The 17,088-nt window shown below is 46.9% G+C and carries 18 protein-coding genes; 6 read left to right on the forward strand and 12 right to left on the reverse strand.

The features are described from left to right. The first annotated feature begins 57 nt into the window (after positions 1 to 57). The 4 genes from MA03_RS05745 to MA03_RS05760 all read left to right on the forward strand — a co-directional run bounded on the left by MA03_RS05745 (position 58) and on the right by MA03_RS05760 (position 3,143). Positions 58 to 561 (forward strand): hypothetical protein, encoded by a 504-nt coding sequence (locus MA03_RS05745; RefSeq protein ID WP_191118451.1) that lies wholly within the window; start codon positions 58 to 60, stop codon positions 559 to 561. A gap of 76 nt (positions 562 to 637) precedes the next feature. Then, a complete protein-coding gene (locus MA03_RS05750) occupies positions 638 to 1,876 on the forward strand; it encodes a phosphoglycerate kinase (protein ID WP_052884353.1) in 1,239 nt (412 codons plus the stop codon). 59 nt (positions 1,877 to 1,935) lie between these two features. Next, positions 1,936 to 2,694 carry a proteasome assembly chaperone family protein gene (locus MA03_RS05755; protein WP_052884354.1) on the forward strand — a complete coding sequence of 253 codons (759 nt, stop codon included), beginning with the start codon at positions 1,936 to 1,938 and terminating at the stop codon, positions 2,692 to 2,694. A 14-nt stretch (positions 2,695 to 2,708) separates the two neighbouring features. Further along, positions 2,709 to 3,143 carry an Hsp20/alpha crystallin family protein gene (locus tag MA03_RS05760; protein ID WP_052884355.1) on the forward strand — a complete coding sequence of 145 codons (435 nt, stop codon included), beginning with the start codon at positions 2,709 to 2,711 and terminating at the stop codon, positions 3,141 to 3,143. Positions 3,144 to 3,149: 6 nt separating this feature from the next. Here MA03_RS05760 and MA03_RS05765 read toward each other — a convergent pair whose 3' ends face one another. Further along, entirely contained in the window at positions 3,150 to 3,908 is a 759-nt protein-coding gene (locus MA03_RS05765; protein WP_191118452.1) for a helix-turn-helix domain-containing protein, read from the reverse strand. Between the two features lie 253 nt (positions 3,909 to 4,161). Between MA03_RS05765 and gap the strand changes: the two genes are divergently transcribed. Continuing rightward, complete coding sequence (gap, locus tag MA03_RS05770; RefSeq protein WP_052884921.1) at positions 4,162 to 5,187, forward strand: type I glyceraldehyde-3-phosphate dehydrogenase; 1,026 nt, start codon at positions 4,162 to 4,164, stop codon at positions 5,185 to 5,187. Position 5,188: 1 nt separating this feature from the next. Here the strand turns inward: gap and MA03_RS05775 are convergent, their stop codons facing one another. From MA03_RS05775 to MA03_RS05790, 5 genes are all read right to left on the reverse strand, one after another. Continuing rightward, the gene (locus tag MA03_RS05775) at positions 5,189 to 5,452 is read right to left on the reverse strand and encodes a DUF504 domain-containing protein (protein WP_257719677.1); all 264 of its coding nucleotides are present in this window, start codon (positions 5,450 to 5,452) and stop codon (positions 5,189 to 5,191) included. An 8-nt stretch (positions 5,453 to 5,460) separates the two neighbouring features. Next, complete coding sequence (locus tag MA03_RS05780) at positions 5,461 to 6,645, reverse strand: radical SAM protein (RefSeq protein WP_191118453.1); 1,185 nt, start codon at positions 6,643 to 6,645, stop codon at positions 5,461 to 5,463. 25 nt (positions 6,646 to 6,670) lie between these two features. Then, positions 6,671 to 8,491, reverse strand: a complete 1,821-nt coding sequence (locus tag MA03_RS05785) for a threonine--tRNA ligase (RefSeq protein ID WP_052884922.1) — start codon at positions 8,489 to 8,491, stop codon at positions 6,671 to 6,673. Positions 8,492 to 8,545: 54 nt separating this feature from the next. Further along, entirely contained in the window at positions 8,546 to 8,872 is a 327-nt protein-coding gene (locus MA03_RS08715; RefSeq protein WP_219731627.1) for a hypothetical protein, read from the reverse strand. An 85-nt stretch (positions 8,873 to 8,957) separates the two neighbouring features. Beyond that, positions 8,958 to 9,866, reverse strand: coding sequence for a carbohydrate kinase family protein (locus tag MA03_RS05790; protein WP_052884358.1), 909 nt, complete (start codon positions 9,864 to 9,866; stop codon positions 8,958 to 8,960). 121 nt (positions 9,867 to 9,987) lie between these two features. Here MA03_RS05790 and MA03_RS05795 point away from each other — a divergent pair, with 121 nt between their 5' ends. Continuing rightward, positions 9,988 to 10,560, forward strand: coding sequence for a hypothetical protein (locus MA03_RS05795; RefSeq protein ID WP_191118455.1), 573 nt, complete (start codon positions 9,988 to 9,990; stop codon positions 10,558 to 10,560). Here the strand turns inward: MA03_RS05795 and MA03_RS05800 are convergent, their stop codons facing one another. The 6 genes from MA03_RS05800 to rqcH form a co-directional block, all read right to left on the reverse strand. Next, positions 10,561 to 12,366 carry an ATP-dependent DNA ligase gene (locus MA03_RS05800; protein ID WP_052884360.1) on the reverse strand — a complete coding sequence of 602 codons (1,806 nt, stop codon included), beginning with the start codon at positions 12,364 to 12,366 and terminating at the stop codon, positions 10,561 to 10,563. Positions 12,367 to 12,471: 105 nt separating this feature from the next. Then, complete coding sequence (locus MA03_RS05805) at positions 12,472 to 13,353, reverse strand: thioredoxin domain-containing protein (protein ID WP_052884361.1); 882 nt, start codon at positions 13,351 to 13,353, stop codon at positions 12,472 to 12,474. 83 nt (positions 13,354 to 13,436) lie between these two features. Beyond that, positions 13,437 to 14,081 carry a TIGR00296 family protein gene (locus MA03_RS05810; RefSeq protein WP_052884362.1) on the reverse strand — a complete coding sequence of 215 codons (645 nt, stop codon included), beginning with the start codon at positions 14,079 to 14,081 and terminating at the stop codon, positions 13,437 to 13,439. Then, positions 14,062 to 14,565: a Mut7-C RNAse domain-containing protein gene (locus MA03_RS05815; RefSeq protein ID WP_191118456.1), complete on the reverse strand. Its 504-nt coding sequence runs from the start codon at positions 14,563 to 14,565 to the stop codon at positions 14,062 to 14,064. Before MA03_RS05815 ends, MA03_RS05810 begins: the two co-directional genes overlap by 20 nt. Further along, positions 14,534 to 15,253: a hypothetical protein gene (locus tag MA03_RS05820; protein ID WP_191118457.1), complete on the reverse strand. Its 720-nt coding sequence runs from the start codon at positions 15,251 to 15,253 to the stop codon at positions 14,534 to 14,536. Before MA03_RS05820 ends, MA03_RS05815 begins: the two co-directional genes overlap by 32 nt. Beyond that, positions 15,237 to 17,072, reverse strand: a complete 1,836-nt coding sequence (gene rqcH, locus MA03_RS05825) for a ribosome rescue protein RqcH (protein WP_052884365.1) — start codon at positions 17,070 to 17,072, stop codon at positions 15,237 to 15,239. The genes MA03_RS05820 and rqcH overlap by 17 nt, the downstream gene beginning before the upstream one ends. Between the last annotated feature and the right edge of the window lie 16 nt (positions 17,073 to 17,088).

Here is a 17,088-nt window from a genome sequence, read left to right on the forward strand (position 1 = left end):
CATTAATTGAGTGGCACAAGAATATATTTGTTGTAGACTAGTTACCGGGGGGACCACTTGATATCCTGGAGAATCAGAATAAAAATAACGACGATAATGCTAGCGCTCATTCTCTTAGCGATGATTATTGGATATACACAGGAAATCAGTAGTGATGATGCCGTGCGACTCTACAAGGAGGCTCTAAATTACGATGAAAAACTCAGATCAGCAGGAGATGTCGAGACAACCATTTTGAATTTTTTCACAGATTTCGCACCTATAGTGATTGTGTCCAATATTCCCTTTGCCGGTCCTGTAACAGTACTCTTCATCTCATTCAACGCTGGTTATACGATTAAGGCCGAATACATAGCGACAGGTCACAATGCACTCTACACTTCTCTATCCGAGTCAGTGGTCATTGTTCAGTTACTAGCGCTTGCGATAGCCGGCGGGGAGGGACTACTCCAATCATATTTGGTTTACCGCAGAATGAGGGCAGACTTATTCGATTCGCTAGCAGTTATAACCCTGGAGGTCTCTCTTGCTGTGCTCTCAGCAGTTCTTGAAGCGGTTTAAACGATGTTTTAAAATTCGTTATTCCTGAAGCTTAAAATATCAAGGCTTGAATAAGTTAAATCGAGGGTGAAAATGCATGCTTGAAGGTTTTGGTATTAAGACGCTCGACGACGTTGACGTTAAAGGGAAAACAGTTGGTGTGCGCGCCGACTTTAATTCACCAATTGACCCCAAGACAGGAAAACTCTTAGACTATACGAGGATAACTGTACACGCCGAGACAACTATTCGAGAACTAGTCGAGAAAAAAGCTAAGGTTGTTGTGATTTCTCACCAGGGCAGGAAGGGAGACCCTGATTTTACCAGCCTACGGGAGCATGCTGAAATACTGGAGCGGTACTTCCCGGGACGTGTTAGGTTTGTACCCGACGTTTTCGGGGACAAGGCAGTCGAGGAAATTCGATCTATAAAAGAGGGCGAAATCCTCGTGTTGGAGAACGTTCGCTACTGGGACGGCGAGACAAAGAATGCTTCCCCCGAAGAACATTCGAAAAGCGAGCTTGTAGCAAGGCTAGCCCCCTTTTTTGAAGTCTATGTTGTAGATGCCTTTTCTGCAGCGCATAGACCCCATGCCTCACTGGTAGGCTTCGCTCCTGTAGTCAAACACTACGTTGCGGGCAGAGTTATGGAGAGAGAACTACGCGCCCTTTACCGTGTCAGAAACAACCCTGAGAGACCATGTGTTTACGTTATTGGAGGGGCTAAAGCGGAGGACACGGCGGAGATTATAAAAAGCGTTCTGGGTGAAAATATAGCCGACAAGATCCTGACTGGTGGCCTCGTGGCTAATCTGCTCTTACATAGCGCTGGATACAATATAGGCTTAGAAAACGTTAAGATATTAGAGGAAAAAGGGTTTTTATCCCTAGAGAAAGAGTTGAAGATTCTTTTAGACAAATACAAGGATCGTGTTTTGCTCCCAGTTGACCTTGCCTTAGATATTGACGGTAAGAGAGTAGAAGTGGAAGTTTCCAGGTTACCCGCACGAGGCATTATAAAGGATATCGGAACTAAGACTGCCGACCTATATTCAGGCTTAATTAAAAATGCCAAGACAGTGGTTATGAATGGACCTATGGGAATTTTCGAAGACGATCGCTTTTCTATAGGGACGAAGAAAGTTTTTGAGTCAATGGTCAGCTCGGGTGCTTTCACGCTCATCGGGGGTGGCCACACGCTAGCAGCGGCAGATAAGCTTGGATTTTCTGAAAAAATATCCCATGTAAGTACTGGGGGAGGTGCACTTATCGAGTTTTTAATAAAGGGAACACTACCTGTAGTCGAGGTCCTGAAGAAGTACGGTCAAACTAGATAAACACTCTTCTATCAAAAAAGCAAAAGCAAATATATTCACTTTTACTTCAATATATCTGTATGAGAGCCGAGTGGATCTTCTCTCTTTATGAGGAAATACCTGCTCCCAGCTTAGTTGTTATAGGTCTCCCGGACGTTGGACTGGTGGGTCCCATAGCCACTTCTCATCTTGTTAAGCAGTGGGGTTTGAGGAATATAGGCTATGTGGATTCGCCGAGTATACCTCCCGTTATTCTGTTTCATGAGTCCTCACCTCTTCTCCCTATACGCGTGTACGGCGGGTATAAGGGAAACGATTTTGTACTCGTAATTCACTCCGACGTGGCCATACCCCCTCAAGCAATCCACGAACTGTCTTCTTTCCTGGTTTCTACTCTCCTCGAAAAGAAGGCGGGAAGGTTGTTCCTTTTGGGAGGAATCGCGGTTCAAGACAGGTTAAACATACAGACCCCAAAGACTTACGCCGCGTCGATCGACCCCGAGGCATTACAATACGCTAGAAGCAAAGGTATTGACCCCATACAGGAAGGATACATAGGGGGTATTTATGCCCAAATAATCAAGGAGGCTTTTAAAAATAGGCTTAATGTCCTAGCCCTCCTCGCTGAATGCTTCCTTAATTATCCTGATCCAGGCGCATCTGCGAGCACGCTACAAGCCTTCTCAAAACTTACGGGAAAAGACGTGGACGTGAAACAGCTTATAGAGCAAGAGGAGGAAATAAGGCTCAAGCTGCGGGAACTTATGAAGAGAACCATGGAGAGCATGAAAGGAACAGGAAAAGAGTATGAGTACACGATCCCCGCACTCTATGTGTAAGGGGTGGCTGAAAAATGGAGGAATGGGTAAGGCGTGAAATTGAAGAAATGCTAAAAGAGTTTAAGAGGCTTCGAGACGAATTTGCTAGGATGGAACAAGAGATGTTGCAGCCGCTATTTCATCCCGAAGAGAAAACAGTAGTTCCTCTATACGAGGTTCGACGCGAATCAGACAAGATAATTGTATGGGCTGATCTGGCCGGTGTTCGTGATAAGAATAACGTCGATGTCAGAGTGGAGGGAAGGACGTTGAAAATAGAGGCATTATTCTCTAAACCTTTTAAGTTGGAGGGGTTCACCTTCCTTCGGGAGGGGCTTCAAAGGTACAAGCTTGAAATTCCTTTACCCGAAAATATAGACCTGGACAAGATAAAGGCAACACTCAAGAAGGGAATTCTTGAAATCGAGATACCACTAAAAGTTGAAAGATTTAAGATAAAGGTGGAGTAGTTTTTCTCACTTTATTGCTCTCAACCTACTAATTAGCTCGTTAAGATCCTCAATCCTAGTTACCGCTAGAGGTATATTTTCACGTTTAGCAATTTCAAGCCCTAGCTCGTCCACCTTGCGCGCGCCATGTAAAACAACCAGGGCTGGTCTAAGGCCTCCCATACCCGCCTGCATAGACTTCACTGCTACCATCGGGCTCCTACCATAAGCAACCTTTGTAAAAATAGCTGCCCTTTGAGTCGTTGCACCATATAGCTTGATATAGTCGTAGGACGGAACGTCTAGAACCAGTTTAATGCTGTCCACTACAGTATAGCCAAGTATGGGTGTTGATATGAAAGCCGCCCCTACAATTAAATCTGCTTCAATAGCCTCGCAAAACCTTGCAATCGAGAGTGGAATGCTGAATTCCCTCATGTCTAGGACTGCTTCCCTTAGAAGATCGGAGCCTAATAGGATCCTTCTGAGACCGGAGAGAACTATTCCACCTCGTTCGATGTCCTTCATGATGAGACTCTTCACAAACCTGGCAACAAACCTTGAGCCTGGAGACTTTCGTCTTCCACTCTCATAGTCGCTGAGCACTGAAGCCGATACCCCCATGTGCGTTGCCACTTCCACCTGTGTAAGACTGAATTTTTCCCGCCATTTTCTCATCTCGGCTCCTGGGTTGTCGGACATGATTATTTCTCCGGCTATCTTAGAGGCTACTTCTCGAAGAGAAGGATCGCTCAGCCATCCTTCTGAATTTACCCGTCTCTGCATCATGGAGGATATTGCCATCTGTTATAAAAGTTTTAGGGATTTGTCGAATCAAAAATGGTAATTTTAGACTGGGCATTAAGGCGGTAAAATAATAAGTGACTATCCAACTTCATCTTAGGCGATGAAGAGGCTCGGAAGGCCCGACTGGTGGGGAACTCGTGCAGGGCGGAGCCTGCTTTAATCGTCATAAATATGAGCGTATAGTAAAAAAACCCTTTAATAGACTGCATCGTGAAATATATCGAAAATGGATATGAAGTACACAGTAGCGATAAATGGATTTGGTAGGATAGGTAGAAATTTCCTTAAAGCCGCCCTTCAAAACGAGAAGTTCGTTAAGACTTTCAACGTAGTCGCAGTTAACGACTTATCTGACACCAAAACTCTTGCACATCTATTCAAGTACGACAGCGTCTTCGGGAGGTTCAAGGGAAGAGTTGAGGTTAAGGATACAAAGCTCCTGATAGAAGACTACGAAATAGAGGTTCTTGCCTTCAAAGACCCGTCTCAGCTACCATGGTCTAAGATGAATGTTGATATAGTTTTAGAGTCCACAGGGCTTTTCACGGACAGGGAAAACGCCTCCAAACACCTCTCAGCAGGAGCTAAAAAGGTTGTGATTTCCGCGCCTGCTAAGAACCCCGACATCACGATAGTTATGGGTGTAAACCACGCCCAGTATGACCCCCGTAATCATCACATAATATCTAACGCTTCATGCACTACCAACGCCTTCGCACCCGTTGTAAAGGTACTCCACGAGAGTTTTGGAGTTATCCAGGGCATGATGACCACTGTACACGCTTATACCAATGATCAGCGGATACTTGACCTTGTCCACAAGGATCTGAGAAGAGCAAGGGCTGCTGCACAGAACATCATTCCTACTACGACTGGAGCAGCCAAGTCTATAATGGACGTGTATCCGGAGCTTAAGGGTAAGTTAACGGCTATGGCTATCCGAGTCCCAGTCCCAGATGGAGCAATTGTCGATTTTACAGCATTACTGAAGAAGCCTGTCACCAAGGAAGAAATGGACTCAGCATTCAAGAGGTATGCTGAAGGGGAACTGAGGGGCATACTGGAATACACAGAAGAGCCAATCGTTAGTACGGACATTATCGGGAACCCGCACAGCTCCATATACGATGCAGCTGCAAGTCAGGTCGTTGGAGAGAGAGGGGACATGGTAAAGGTTTTCGCATGGTACGACAATGAGTGGGGATACTCAAACAGGCTAGTAGACTTAATGGTGTACATGGCCGAGAAAGGGCTCTAAATCACACTTTAAAATCATAAAAAGCTCCTTGTTTGCTGAAAACTATCTTCCCATTTTTATAAGTTATCTCTGTTATCCTGTGAAAAGGGATAAATTTATCTTTCCCATCAACAACGATTACAACCCCATCCCTTGTAACCTCCCTTATCTGTTCCCCGGTGAATTCATCTAGCTCCCCCGATACTCCACGCGAGATAAACTTTACCCGAAGACTACCTTTATCCATGTTTTTATCCCAGAGAACTCGTTGGAAGAAGTTTCGCATGGGGTTTTTCACTGTAGCAGCACCCTCCTCCTGTATCCAACTTCTATCAATATTTTTTCTTTCAATGAAAAGTTCTTCTTTCCTTCCAGCTTGACACGGATATATTTGTCGTCTATATTTAGCTCAAGAACACGCGTGTGTGCTATCTTCTCGATCATCTCACGAGCCTCGTCCGGATCAATCTTTGTCTTTATTTTAGGGCATTGGACGGGGCATAAAGTGCAGAATCTTCCGTCAATATAGTCTAGGCCAGGGCATGGCGCGCGTATACCATCATAGAGCATAGCAGTATAGTTGTTTGCACAACACGCGCTGAGAAAAGGAACTAAACCCTTTTCCCGTACTACTTCGACGGCTTGCCTCTTTATATCACTGACATCTACGGATAGCTGTACCCCCCTTCTTAGAACCCCTTTAACCCTTTCACGTATTTGCGTGGTTTGGAAGCCAGCCTTCTCCAGCCGCTCAAGAATCATAGGTGTTATTCGTAGACCACCGATAACAACTCCAATGGCTCCGGCTTGCTTGGCTTCATCAACTATCTCTTCGATCTCCTCAGTGTTTACCCCGGGTATAAGCGGCCTAAGAAAGAGCAAGGGATGTAGACCATTCTTTCTCATTAAGCGTATGGTTTCGAAACGCTTCTCCGGAGTTGGAGCGTTGGGCTCAAGCTTACGATAATAAGCCAGGGAAACGACTGTAACCAGAGGACTTATTGGAAGTTTCACGGATGCCAAAGCCTTTACCTGAGCCTCGGAGAGGGCTGCTTTTGTTGAAAACTGAGTGGGATTTCCAAGATGCTTACTGAATGAATGTATGTATTCCAGTGTCCGTGTGAAGGCATGCTCATCGACGAATGGTTCCCCGACGCTTCCTATAGCTATAAGGGATCCAAAACGGCCTGGCAGGAAGTAGGGGTTTAGCAGTAGAGCATAACTCATTTCGTCTCCGCTGAGTCCATAAACGTGGTAGTTTGAGAAGCTTACCCCCATCTCAGGCAGATAACAGTATGTGCAACCGTACTTGCAGCCAATCACGCTGTGAACTGTTACTCCGCAGGGTCGAGGTTTTTTCCTGGAATGGTAATCACCTTTAACTTTCCTTTGACTTTCTGCGGGAAGCCGCTCTTCAAGCATTTTCAACAATAATGTCTTACGGTATAAGAAATCCTTCAGTGATAGCTCTAAAACCACCAATAGCACCATGAAGTGCTTTATGTTATCTGTAGCTGGGTCTCTTGCTGAGATATCTTGGGAGCATGGCTGAGACTTTGGGATAACCTTGTAACTCCTTGTTTATTCTTTCGACTAGCTCCTCTAGGGTCATTTCGAGCTGTCCTTGACCTCGTATTCTCACACTCAGCTTGCCAGTCTCGGCCTCTTTTTTGCCAATAACAATCACGTAGGGGATCCATTTAACTTCGGCATCGCGAACACGTTTGCCGACACTTTCGTCTCGGTCATCAACATCTACGCGAACACCCTCTTTCTCAAATTTATCCGCGACCTCATCCGCGTTTTTGAGGTACTCTTTCGAGAACGGGATAACTCTTACCTGTACAGGAGCAAGCCATAACGGGAGGGAGGGTTGTTCTCCCCTCTTTGATTTTTGAGCAGCAGTGTCGAAGACAGCGAAGATGTAGCGTTCTATGGATCCGATGAGAGCGGTGTGTATTATGACAGGGTGTTTCCGCTCACCCTTCTCGTCCGTGTAGGTTATCCCGAAGCGCTCCGCATTACCGAAATCTATCTGAAATGTACCTATTTCTCTAGGCCTACCAAGCTCGTCAATTATGTTGTACTCTATGTTCAGGAACCAGTAATACTTGCCTTCAGGGACAAAGTGGAGAAGTACGGGCTTCCCCTCCATCTCTACAAGTTTCCTGAGATATTCCTTGTGTCCATCTAGGAATGACCTTGTGAGATTATATATACTCACGTAGTCTCTGCCGAGCCTTCTCATTTCCTCATATATCTTCCTATGAACCAAGAAAGAGACTTCCTGGGCCTGAGCTAGATCCCTGCAGAAGATGTGGAGATCAGGCATCGTGAACTTTCTAAGCCTAAAGCAGAGAAGGAGTTCTCCAGGCTGTTCTAGGCGGTAGCTGTCGGCGATCTCTAACATGCCTAGAGGCAGGTCCCTATAGCTTATCTCCCAGTCCTTGATCATCGCGAATTGTTGATGACAGGCAGCGTATCTTAGGACCAGCTTCTTTTCATCGACTTCGAACTGGTAAAGCCTATCGCCAAATAGTTGAGCATGTTGAAGAACCGGCTTGTATTCCAAGTTGAATGTATTAGTGCCTCTAACCTTATATACAGGTATACCTAAGCTACGACATACTTGCCAAGCATATTCTGAAACAGCCTCCACCATTATTGTAGCCTCAGGTCCATACCGCATATGACCAAGGTCACTCATAGGCTCCCATTCAAATCCAAACTTTTTACAATACTCGAGGAATTGAGGCTCCCCACCTTCACGTCTCCGCTTAAACACCTCCGACTCTAATAGTGCTACAAAGTCCGCTGGGAGGCCGCTGGGAAGCTCTTCAACACTAACTACCCTACCATCGGGGAACATAACCGCGAAGTCTTCGAAACCCCGCTTAGGAGGCTCTCCCGGTCTTATACTCCTCGAAAGCTCCGATAAAGGATGTCCATAGCAGTCAAGTGTGAAACGCTTATACCAGCCGAAGGGTGCTCTCTGAGTTTTTAGCCCCTTTTCTGAAAGTTGTGACTCTATCGACTTTAGTATTGCCAGGGCTTCACCGGGACTAGCTAGATTCTCTGACAAATGGGCATAGGGATAAACCACTACCTCTGAAGCCTTTACTCTTCTGAATACATCTTCTATTTCCCTAACCGCGGCACTAACAACACCGGGGTCACTAGAATCTCCCTCCTCGACTGTGACGAATACCACTAAGGCGTTTTCAGCCTTCCCAACCCTGCGCCCGTCAATATCCTCAGCACCCTCGAGGGCTTTCTCGCGCGCTTCGTACTCGAAGCTTTTAGCATGGATAAGGAGCAACTTCAACTCGTCCACCCCTCTTACAGAATAAATATTCTTGAGCCTAACCTATACTTTTCGCTATTCGAGGTCGTTCACCCTAGATCCAAGCTTCTTGAGCTTATTCCGCAACTTGCTATAGACCTGCCTGTCCAGGACCTTCGCTTCTTCCTCGATAGAGAACTCCTCTTCCGTCTTTTTGGGTTGCACCATCTCCAGTTTAAGCCTGCAGGTTCCATCAGGTAACAGGGCGTGCCTTGAACAGCCAGCGAACTGGCACCTGTATCCAATGCAAGTATCGCCCGTCCATGAACAAAAAGCTTCAAGTCCCCGCTTGGTACGCCTGTAGATCAGAGCGTTCTTGTAGCAGGTGAAAGCTTTGAAGGGGCAAAGTGGGGAACAACTCACGTCATTCTTTTGCATAAAATTCCCCGCATAGCATTTTACACTCTCAGACGAGATTATTGAACTTTACTCTCTCTAAAGTTTAAAATTATACAAGTGTTAGTGGCTCATATCCATTTTTTACTAGAAACTCGTTTAGTTCGCTTAACGTAGGTGAAGAATGTGCCCCAACCCGAGTCGCTTTTAATGCGCCGGCAGCATTTGCTACTAGGAGACACTGTTCAAGGGAGAAGCCGAGTTTCCACGCAACGAGAAATGCCGCATTAAACGCGTCTCCAGCCCCAGTAGTGTCTACAGCGTGCACTTTAAACGCTGGAACCCCAATGCCGAGTTTAGGCAAACGAGATCCCAAGCTACCCTCTTTTAAAACTAATAGCCCATTAAACTGTGAGTCTAGGTATTCAGGTCCAAGGGTTTCATATTCCCTTTTATTCACAAATAAAATATCAACCATCCTCAGCGTTTCCCGAACGTATGAAAATCCTTTAGATGCTATCGTCATTCCTGGATCATAGCTTGTTGTAACTCCTTTACTCTTAGCTATCTCGAACACCCAAGACGTGTATTCAGGCTTCGTGCTGCTTAAATGGACGTGTTCAACTCCTCTTAGAGCCTCCTCGAGATTCAGGAAGCCGGGAGTTAAATCTGTATTTGCTCCACGAAGGGCGACCATCGCCCTATCCCCATTTGAATCAAGCAGTATTATTACCCGTCCCGTTGGTTTAGAAGATCTGACTATCCACTTCGTATCAACACCCTCCCTTGAAAAATTATCGAGTATGAAGTCTCCTTGCTTATCGCCGCCAACCGCGCCGATGAAAAATACCTTTACGCCTAGCTTCGCCATAGCCACCGCAACATTGGAGGCTGCACCACCCACTCTTTGAAAGTAGTCTTTTGCTTCCTGTGCCTCATCCGCTCTGGGTATGCTATCCACTAGATAGTACTCGTCAATGCTGGCATTCCCTGAGACGGCAAAGACGAGTTTAGGATCCACTTTTTTAAGGACGAAGAATATGTATTTCTGTCTTACGTGCAGTGAACCCTGGGAGACTATACTTGTTACATAAGAACAAAAATATAACGTGGACCTGTCACCTATAGATTAGGGGTTGATATTGGGAGAAGACACGAAAAAACTGGCAGAAATAAAGGAATTTCTCGAGAGAAGGCTTGAGGAACTGCGTCACGAAGAACAGCTTATTGAGGAGATGCTAAATCTCGTCAACCAAGCTCTCTCATCTGCGAGTTTCATCAGGGCTTCAGAGCTTGTATCTAGGCCCCAACCCGCTGTTGAGCAACAAAGACAATCTCCGCCGGTGCAAAAAGGGGAGGCGATAGAAGAATCTGTAATAACCGCGACCCCTACAGGCGAACATTTGGCACGCATCCTCGTATATCCCAACATCATTGAGATTTTGTTTGAAAAAGAATTTCAATCATCTACGCCTCCTTTTGAGTCTTTCTTTTTGAGAAAGGTCCTGGAAGGATTCAAGAGAAAAGCCGAAGACTCCGTCGCGAAAGGTGAGAAAGCTCCAGATGAGATATTTGACTATGAGATCATCCAAGATAAGGGAGTTTTAAAGAAGATTATAATAAGGAACTATGGCGACAAGAAGGTCATAAACGAGATCAAAAGTACTTTACGTTGGACTTTGAATAAAATGCTTTCCAGATCCTCGTCCGAGTAATCAGGCCTGAACCACTGTTTTCCTCTGGGACTTATACATTTCTATCAGCTCAGACTCAGTAGTAGCTTGCTCGGGTTTTTTGTCAAACCTATAACGACCCGTGAACCTGGGGAACCTCACTGCTAGACCCGAATCTGGCTCTATTTTTCCGAGCGCGCAGGTGTGAAGAGGACTCAGAGTAATTTCCGCTCCGATAATCTCGAGTACAACGGCTGGGACAAACCACACATCAGCCTCTAGTTTTGAAACCACACGTGGGTGACGGTGCGGGATTTTGTAGGGCTCTAGGAGCTTTGGCAGGTTTGCTAAGTCCTCGTCGGTGAAACCAGAGCCAACTTTGCAAACCGTTTTAAACGTGTCGCTGTTAGGGTCATAGGCTGCCATCAGCAGGGCTCCATAGGTTCCGGCACGTTTTCCTCTACCATGGAAAGCTCCAACCACGACAAGGTCCACTGTGTCTGTCATCTCCATCCTGTAGTCCCGCTTGAACTTTATCCACAACCAGCCTCTAGCTCCCATCTGGTATATGCTCTGATTCCCAGTGGATTTACACATTACTCCTTCACATCCTTCGCTTATGGCCTCCTCGAAGAAGAGCATGAGGTCTTTTACATTATCAACGAGTTTAGCCTGGGAGAGGAGTATGTTCTCGTCCCGCGGTGGCGTTATAGATTCAAGTATTTTTCTTCTTTCCGGGAGGGGCTTTTCGATTAGCTCCTCTCCATTAAGGTAGACTATGTCAAAGAGATATACTCTAACCGGGTACTCCTCCATCGCTTTCTTAACATCATACTTGCGGCGCCTGTGCATGAGCTCCTGGAAGGGCAGCATGTCTCCCGTGTCTGGGTTATAAGCTACTATTTCTCCCTCTACTATAAACTCATCTGCCTTTAGTGTTAACATGAAGTTCACGACGTCTGGGTAGTGGCTTGTTATGTTTTCAAGACGCCTGCTAAAAAGCCAGACCTTATCACCTTTCCTGTGGGCTTGAACACGTTCACCGTCATACTTGAACTCGGCTAGACATGATCCTCCCAGCTTTTCTAGAATCTCGCCGGGATCACCCAGTCTCTCAGCCAACATTGGGAGAATAGGTACTCCAACCTCGATCCTTATCGATCTCACAGCCTCTAAGCCCTTCTCCGCAAGTGTACGCGCAATAAAGCCTAGATCGGGCCTCCGCGTGTATGCCCTCTCGAGAACGTCGCGTGCCGACTTTGTGCCTGTGAAGGCTACAGCCAGGGCGTCCAGAATTGTCATGTCAGCTATACCAAGGCGAAGCTTACCCGTGACTGTCCTAACGATATACTTCGCCTCCTTCGGTGAGGCATCTGATAGGAGGCTTGCAAGCGTGTTGATTTTTGTATCCTGGCTTCCCTCCCCTGAAGCCAGTGCTATCTTCATCAGCGAGTTATAAACATGGGAGACCATCAACTCACGTTTACCAGTTTCTTCTCCTATGTAGCCTAAGAGACCGGCGGACTGTCTGGGCTTAGAGAGGAGTTCTTCCGCTACTAAGCCAGGATCCCCGGTTTTCTTGTAGAGTTCCTCGACAGATTTGAGAGAGACACCGCTAGCCTTAGAGATTGCCCTTAAAGTAAGCTTTTCGGCAACGCCGAGCTCTACTCCTTCGTAGTCCGGTCGTAGCTGTCCCTGTGTTAGATATATAACCTTGTCTAAGACATTGGTGGGAGTCTTTTTGAACAAGGCCACGAGATAATCTGTCATGGCTAGCCTGCTTGTTGTCGCCTCGATTTTCTCGTAGAAATCGACTAGGACACCATATGGAAGGTCATTCTGCTCCATAATCGCCCTTATATTATTTGTACAGAAGGATGTTTAAAGGTTTAGTCGCGTCTGGGTTGGGGTTAGGGTTGAAGCTTTGGCCCTTGTTTACCTCAATATTGCTGCTTAGGTGCGGGGTTTGCGTCTGCCACAAGGGGGGTTTGTAGGATCTGGAACGTTGACGTGTAGAAGTTTACACCTACTCTTGGCCTGGTCGTAGAATACGCAAGTAAAGCATGTTCCTGTTAGATCACTTATGCCTGGTTGTGGTTTCTCCTGTCTCTGCATTTGTGGCGCGGGTTTAGGCTGTGGGGGTGGAGTTTGTTGTACTGGAGGTTGAACTGTAGGTGAGGGGTGAGGTCTAGATGGCTGGGCTTGTGGGGCGGGGGAAACAGGGGGGGTTGGATACTTGGGGGGAGCGGTTTGCCTGGGAGGGGGCTGCTGTTCAGGCTGTATAGCTTTCGGCTGCGGCCTTGCAGGTCTTATTGGTTTTTCCTCTAGTTCAACAGGAGCGAGCTCTATAGGTGGTGGTTCTTTCTGTGTTTCCACGACAGGTGGCGTTGGCGGTTTTTCGGGGGTGGTTGTGGGAGGGGGTTGCTTGGCCTGTACGGGGGGTTTAGTTGGTTGCACGGGCTTGAGTTCTAATGGCTGCTGGCTTTCTAGAGCCGGAATGTTTGCGAGGTCAGGCGATAAGCCCTGAATAAGGAGTTTTATCTCTTCTCTGCCTAGATATCGGCCCTCAACGACCTTCTCACCGTCTACCACTACTGCTGGAATGGCACTGATCCCGTACTTCTTGAACTCAGCCGTATAGATGCCCCCGAAGAGCTCATCCAGATTTTCAAGCCATTCCTGGTATTTAGAGGGGTCTTTAAGATTCATTAAGAGCCTAACCGCGAGGCGTGGCCGCTGCTGTTTCGGTATAACGTTTAGCTCGGCCTTAAAGGCTTCCAGCATGGCCTGTGCCTCGGGTGTGCGTGGTAGGAAGACCTTTATCTCTTTGACCACCTAGCCCACCACTAAACCTTATGTTTTCTAGGAAGAACCTGATAATTAAGTTATCTTTTCGATACTTTCAATCTGGTGGAAAACTAGGGGAAGAACTCGAGTATCCTTTCAGTAACTTCGCCTCCTGGCGTAACTTCGACGAATATTTGGGACTGAAAAGTATAAACCTTGAGCTTTCCGGACCTCCAGAAGTCTTCAGGGAGGCCGGCCTTAAGGCAAGCATAGCTTAGGTATTCTTCAACGTCCCAGCCCTCCTCTACAGGAACCTGGGGTAAGAGCAGGCCACGGGCCATTCCGTGTTCGACTAAGAGTCCGTCTCTGCCGATCTTTATCTTTCCTATGAGCTCTTTATAGTCAGAGTATATTAAAGGTTCGGGCTTTGTCAGAACGCTGACCTCAAAGATTATTTCATCCAGTTCACGGGGGGTTACTGGGGGGAATCTAGGATCCTCTGTTGCGGCTGCGACGGCCGCGCGTATCGTTGCCTCGGCTAGAGGGAAGAGGGGTTCAGGGTAGCCGATGCACCCTCTAAGTTCGCGCCTAGCCTGCCTTGTGACTGGGTTCACCTCTATACGTTCAAGAGTTACGAAGACACCGGATTTCTCTAGAAGTTTTACAGGCGTATCTCGAGGTGGCTCAATTATGACAGCCCTGTTAAGGTACTCTTCAACAGCCCTTCTGGCAAGACTAACGAGGAACTTGCCTTCTTCAACAGATAGTTTTTCCATAGATTATACACCTCACTTTTTCAATTTTTTTCTCTATCTCTACTACATGAGTGCCCAGCCAATAAATTTGTCCACATCCTGTGCACATGTAAAACTCGTTATATGTGTCCCTGACCTTGAGGGGAATATTATCCTTAATTTGCTCCTTATCAACCTTGACTAGGGGGGCTCCACACAACGAACATAACGCCTTCTCCGGGTTAAATTCTGGCTTGATATCCAGCCTTGAAAGAACCCAGGCCAGTACGTCCTCCTCGGGACCATCTGGAACGAGTAGAGCTTTTATGTTTTTCCTGATAAGCTCCCGATAAAGGACCTTGTCTCGGGTAAGGAAAACCGCTTTATTATGCGTCGCGAGGAAAAGCTTAATTTCTGCGTCCTTAAAGTCCCTGAGATAGATTGTCCTGACCCCAAGGAGCCTCAACCATCTTGATAGTTTACCGAGCATCCCATCAGCCACTACTTCTAGCAAGACTGGAACCACCCGTATACGCCGACAAGAATTTTTGCAGTGCTGAAGAATCAAAGAGGAATACATCGTCTCCGAAGTCAGCGTAGACAATGGAGTACTTCCTGAGACTCTCCATTGGTTCCAGTTTCTTCACCGTATAAACGTCCAAGAACTGACCAGCTATCTTGGATACGGAGACCGTGCCGCTCAGCACTTCAGTTCTACCGACTCTCAGTGCATAATGAGCTAAGTCTGGAACTGTGAGTATATTCACTACCTGACCTCTATGACAGATGGGGAGGACTAGGGCGTTTGTTTCGTTGAAGGCTCGATAAGCGGTTGTTACCTTCGAGTTGCATTTTAAACATGGTAGCCTGAAGGGTTTTAGTTTCGAGATTAGAACCTGAATGCTAATTAATCCGCTAGCAAGCATCCAGGATACTAGGGATCGAGGAGTATAAGCTCTCCCAGTCTTGCGGAGTACCAGATAGTATCCCTTCGAGACACGATGCAATGCTGTTGAAAAGCCCGGTGTTGAGCTTATGAAGGATATATTGGTTTTTAATCTGCGTCCCGTGGTAAAGTGGTGTAGAGAATGAAGCGGGAGATATGTCCCCTTTATTTTTGCTACCAGGCTTTTAAAGCCCTCTTGATGCATGATCCCAAATGCTTCCTCGGGGCTTTCAGCCGTTAAAACGCCTTCGCTATAGTCGGCTTTCAACGTTCCGCCACCTCTCCACATGGAATGTTCCTTGTGGCAGTAGCCTCAAGATATCCTCAAGCATTACCTTATACCCGCAGCTATGTTGAAGGAACTCGTGTATCTTCCTAGCTGTGAGTTCTCTGGAGATCGTACCCGGGGACAATTTTACGTAGCAGTTTCCTTGGGGTTTCTTGAGGGCTGGTATGGCTTCGAGCCCGTTACTTCCAACGCCTATAAGGAGTTCTAGTTTTATCCCTCTCAGCCAGTTCCTCTTACCGTATATCATAAAGGCTCCTTTGCCAAGGTACTCGCCGCTAGGGGCTTTTTTAGACACCTGGCTTCCTGGAACCCAGTACACGTCCATTGTTAGCAGTCCAGCCTTCCAAGCGCTACTATAGCTTGCGGCGAATTGGGCTGCCTCGAGTATGTCCTGTTCAGGAACATCTTTTCCCTCAGTCTTTATAACTACGGCTGGAGCTCCGTGAATGTCCGCGTGTAGGAACAAGTCGTGCTCATCCATATACCTCCTAACTAGAAGCTCGTTTTGCCCCGCGGATTTCCCGGCTATAACAAGGAAGCCGTTTGTCGTCACGAAGAACCTGAAATCCCTATACCAAGGACGACCTGTCTCCTTTGCTATCCTTACAACCACCTTTGTGGGTTGATCATGTCTTACTTCCTGGAGCTCCTGGATTTTGCTTTTAAGCGACTTGGCCTTCTCGAATAACATCTCAGCGTTGGCGTATGCCGAAATCCTTGCGTTGACGTGAATATCTAGGCCTCCTAGATCCACCTGTATAATCCATTTCTCGTGGTTGAACGCCTTGACCTCAGGGAAATCTTTCCTCAAATCGTTCTCTAACTGTTCCCAGGGAATCCTACTCTCACGCATTCTTCTATAGGATTCTATAAGTCTTTGAAGCCTAGACGCATGATCCATGACTAGCCTAGCTTCAAGCTCGAGCCTCGCCAATGCTTCTCGAGCCCTCTCCACAGGACTTGCTTCGATCTCACCTGCGGAGGAGTCCGATAGCATGAGGCTTGCAACGTAAGAGGGAAAATGTTTAGGATATTCTATCTTCTCGAAGCCAGCCTTAAGGTGAAATGGCTCAAAAGGGTAGATCAACACTTTGCCCTCGATGGTTGTTTTGAAGCCCTCTTCTTTGCGCTCAATTGATTCGAGGTATATGTTTCTCGCCGTTTCGACTATGCGTATTATATCCTTTACGTCAATGCCCGGAGAAGCTGTTTCTAAGCCCTGCCTGTAAGCGGCCTCGTATATGAGCTCTGGTGGCAGGGATAAGGCGTAAGCTAGGGCGGAGATGATGCTTCTTCTCGATAGTCTAGAAGCTAATTCCACTATCTCTGAAGGAGACCTTGAAACGTCGCCTAGCCTGGGTGGGGGTTTGTAGGGCTCGCCTCTCCTTACCGTTCTGTCCTTCATAGTCTTTTGGGCCGCTGCTGCTTGTATCCTACCTTCGTGGTCTAGGAGTACCACGTTACCCTCTCTGACCCACTCTAATACAAGGGTGGCCGAGTACAGGTCTAGGGCCAATACTCTGTCCTCGTTAATAATGCTGACTTCGCGGATTCTACGCCCCTCTATCTCATGTAGAAGTCTTGAACGAACGGGGTTTTTGAGTTCTATGTCCTCACTTAGAGGGGATACGCCTCGTTTAGGACTAAACAATAGTATACCGTTAGAGTGCTGTATGACGTAGACCCCCTTGTATTCTAGCGCGCGTTTAATCCTCGAGCCTTCAAGGCTCTCAAGCAGATCCCATATCTTGTAAAGGTCTAGAACGCTTACGCTATCCCATCCCAAGCCATAAGCCACAGGTAACTAGGGGTAT

Origin of the sequence: Thermofilum uzonense (assembly GCF_000993805.1) — an archaeon.
GTDB lineage: Archaea > Thermoproteota > Thermoprotei > Thermofilales > Thermofilaceae > Thermofilum > Thermofilum uzonense.

What these genes read in the sequence shown, in the direction of transcription:
- MA03_RS05750 (WP_052884353.1), top strand. Translation starts at nt 638, where the DNA reads ATGCTTGAAGGTTTTGGTATTAAGACGCTCGACGACGTTGACGTTAAA.
- MA03_RS05755 (WP_052884354.1), top strand. Translation starts at nt 1,936, where the DNA reads ATGAGAGCCGAGTGGATCTTCTCTCTTTATGAGGAAATACCTGCTCCC.
- MA03_RS05760 (WP_052884355.1), top strand. Translation starts at nt 2,709, where the DNA reads ATGGAGGAATGGGTAAGGCGTGAAATTGAAGAAATGCTAAAAGAGTTT.
- MA03_RS05765 (WP_191118452.1), bottom strand. Translation starts at nt 3,908, where the DNA reads ATGCAGAGACGGGTAAATTCAGAAGGATGGCTGAGCGATCCTTCTCTT.
- gap (WP_052884921.1), top strand. Translation starts at nt 4,162, where the DNA reads ATGAAGTACACAGTAGCGATAAATGGATTTGGTAGGATAGGTAGAAAT.
- MA03_RS05775 (WP_257719677.1), bottom strand. Translation starts at nt 5,452, where the DNA reads ATGCGAAACTTCTTCCAACGAGTTCTCTGGGATAAAAACATGGATAAA.
- MA03_RS05800 (WP_052884360.1), bottom strand. Translation starts at nt 12,366, where the DNA reads ATGGAGCAGAATGACCTTCCATATGGTGTCCTAGTCGATTTCTACGAG.
- MA03_RS05810 (WP_052884362.1), bottom strand. Translation starts at nt 14,081, where the DNA reads ATGGAAAAACTATCTGTTGAAGAAGGCAAGTTCCTCGTTAGTCTTGCC.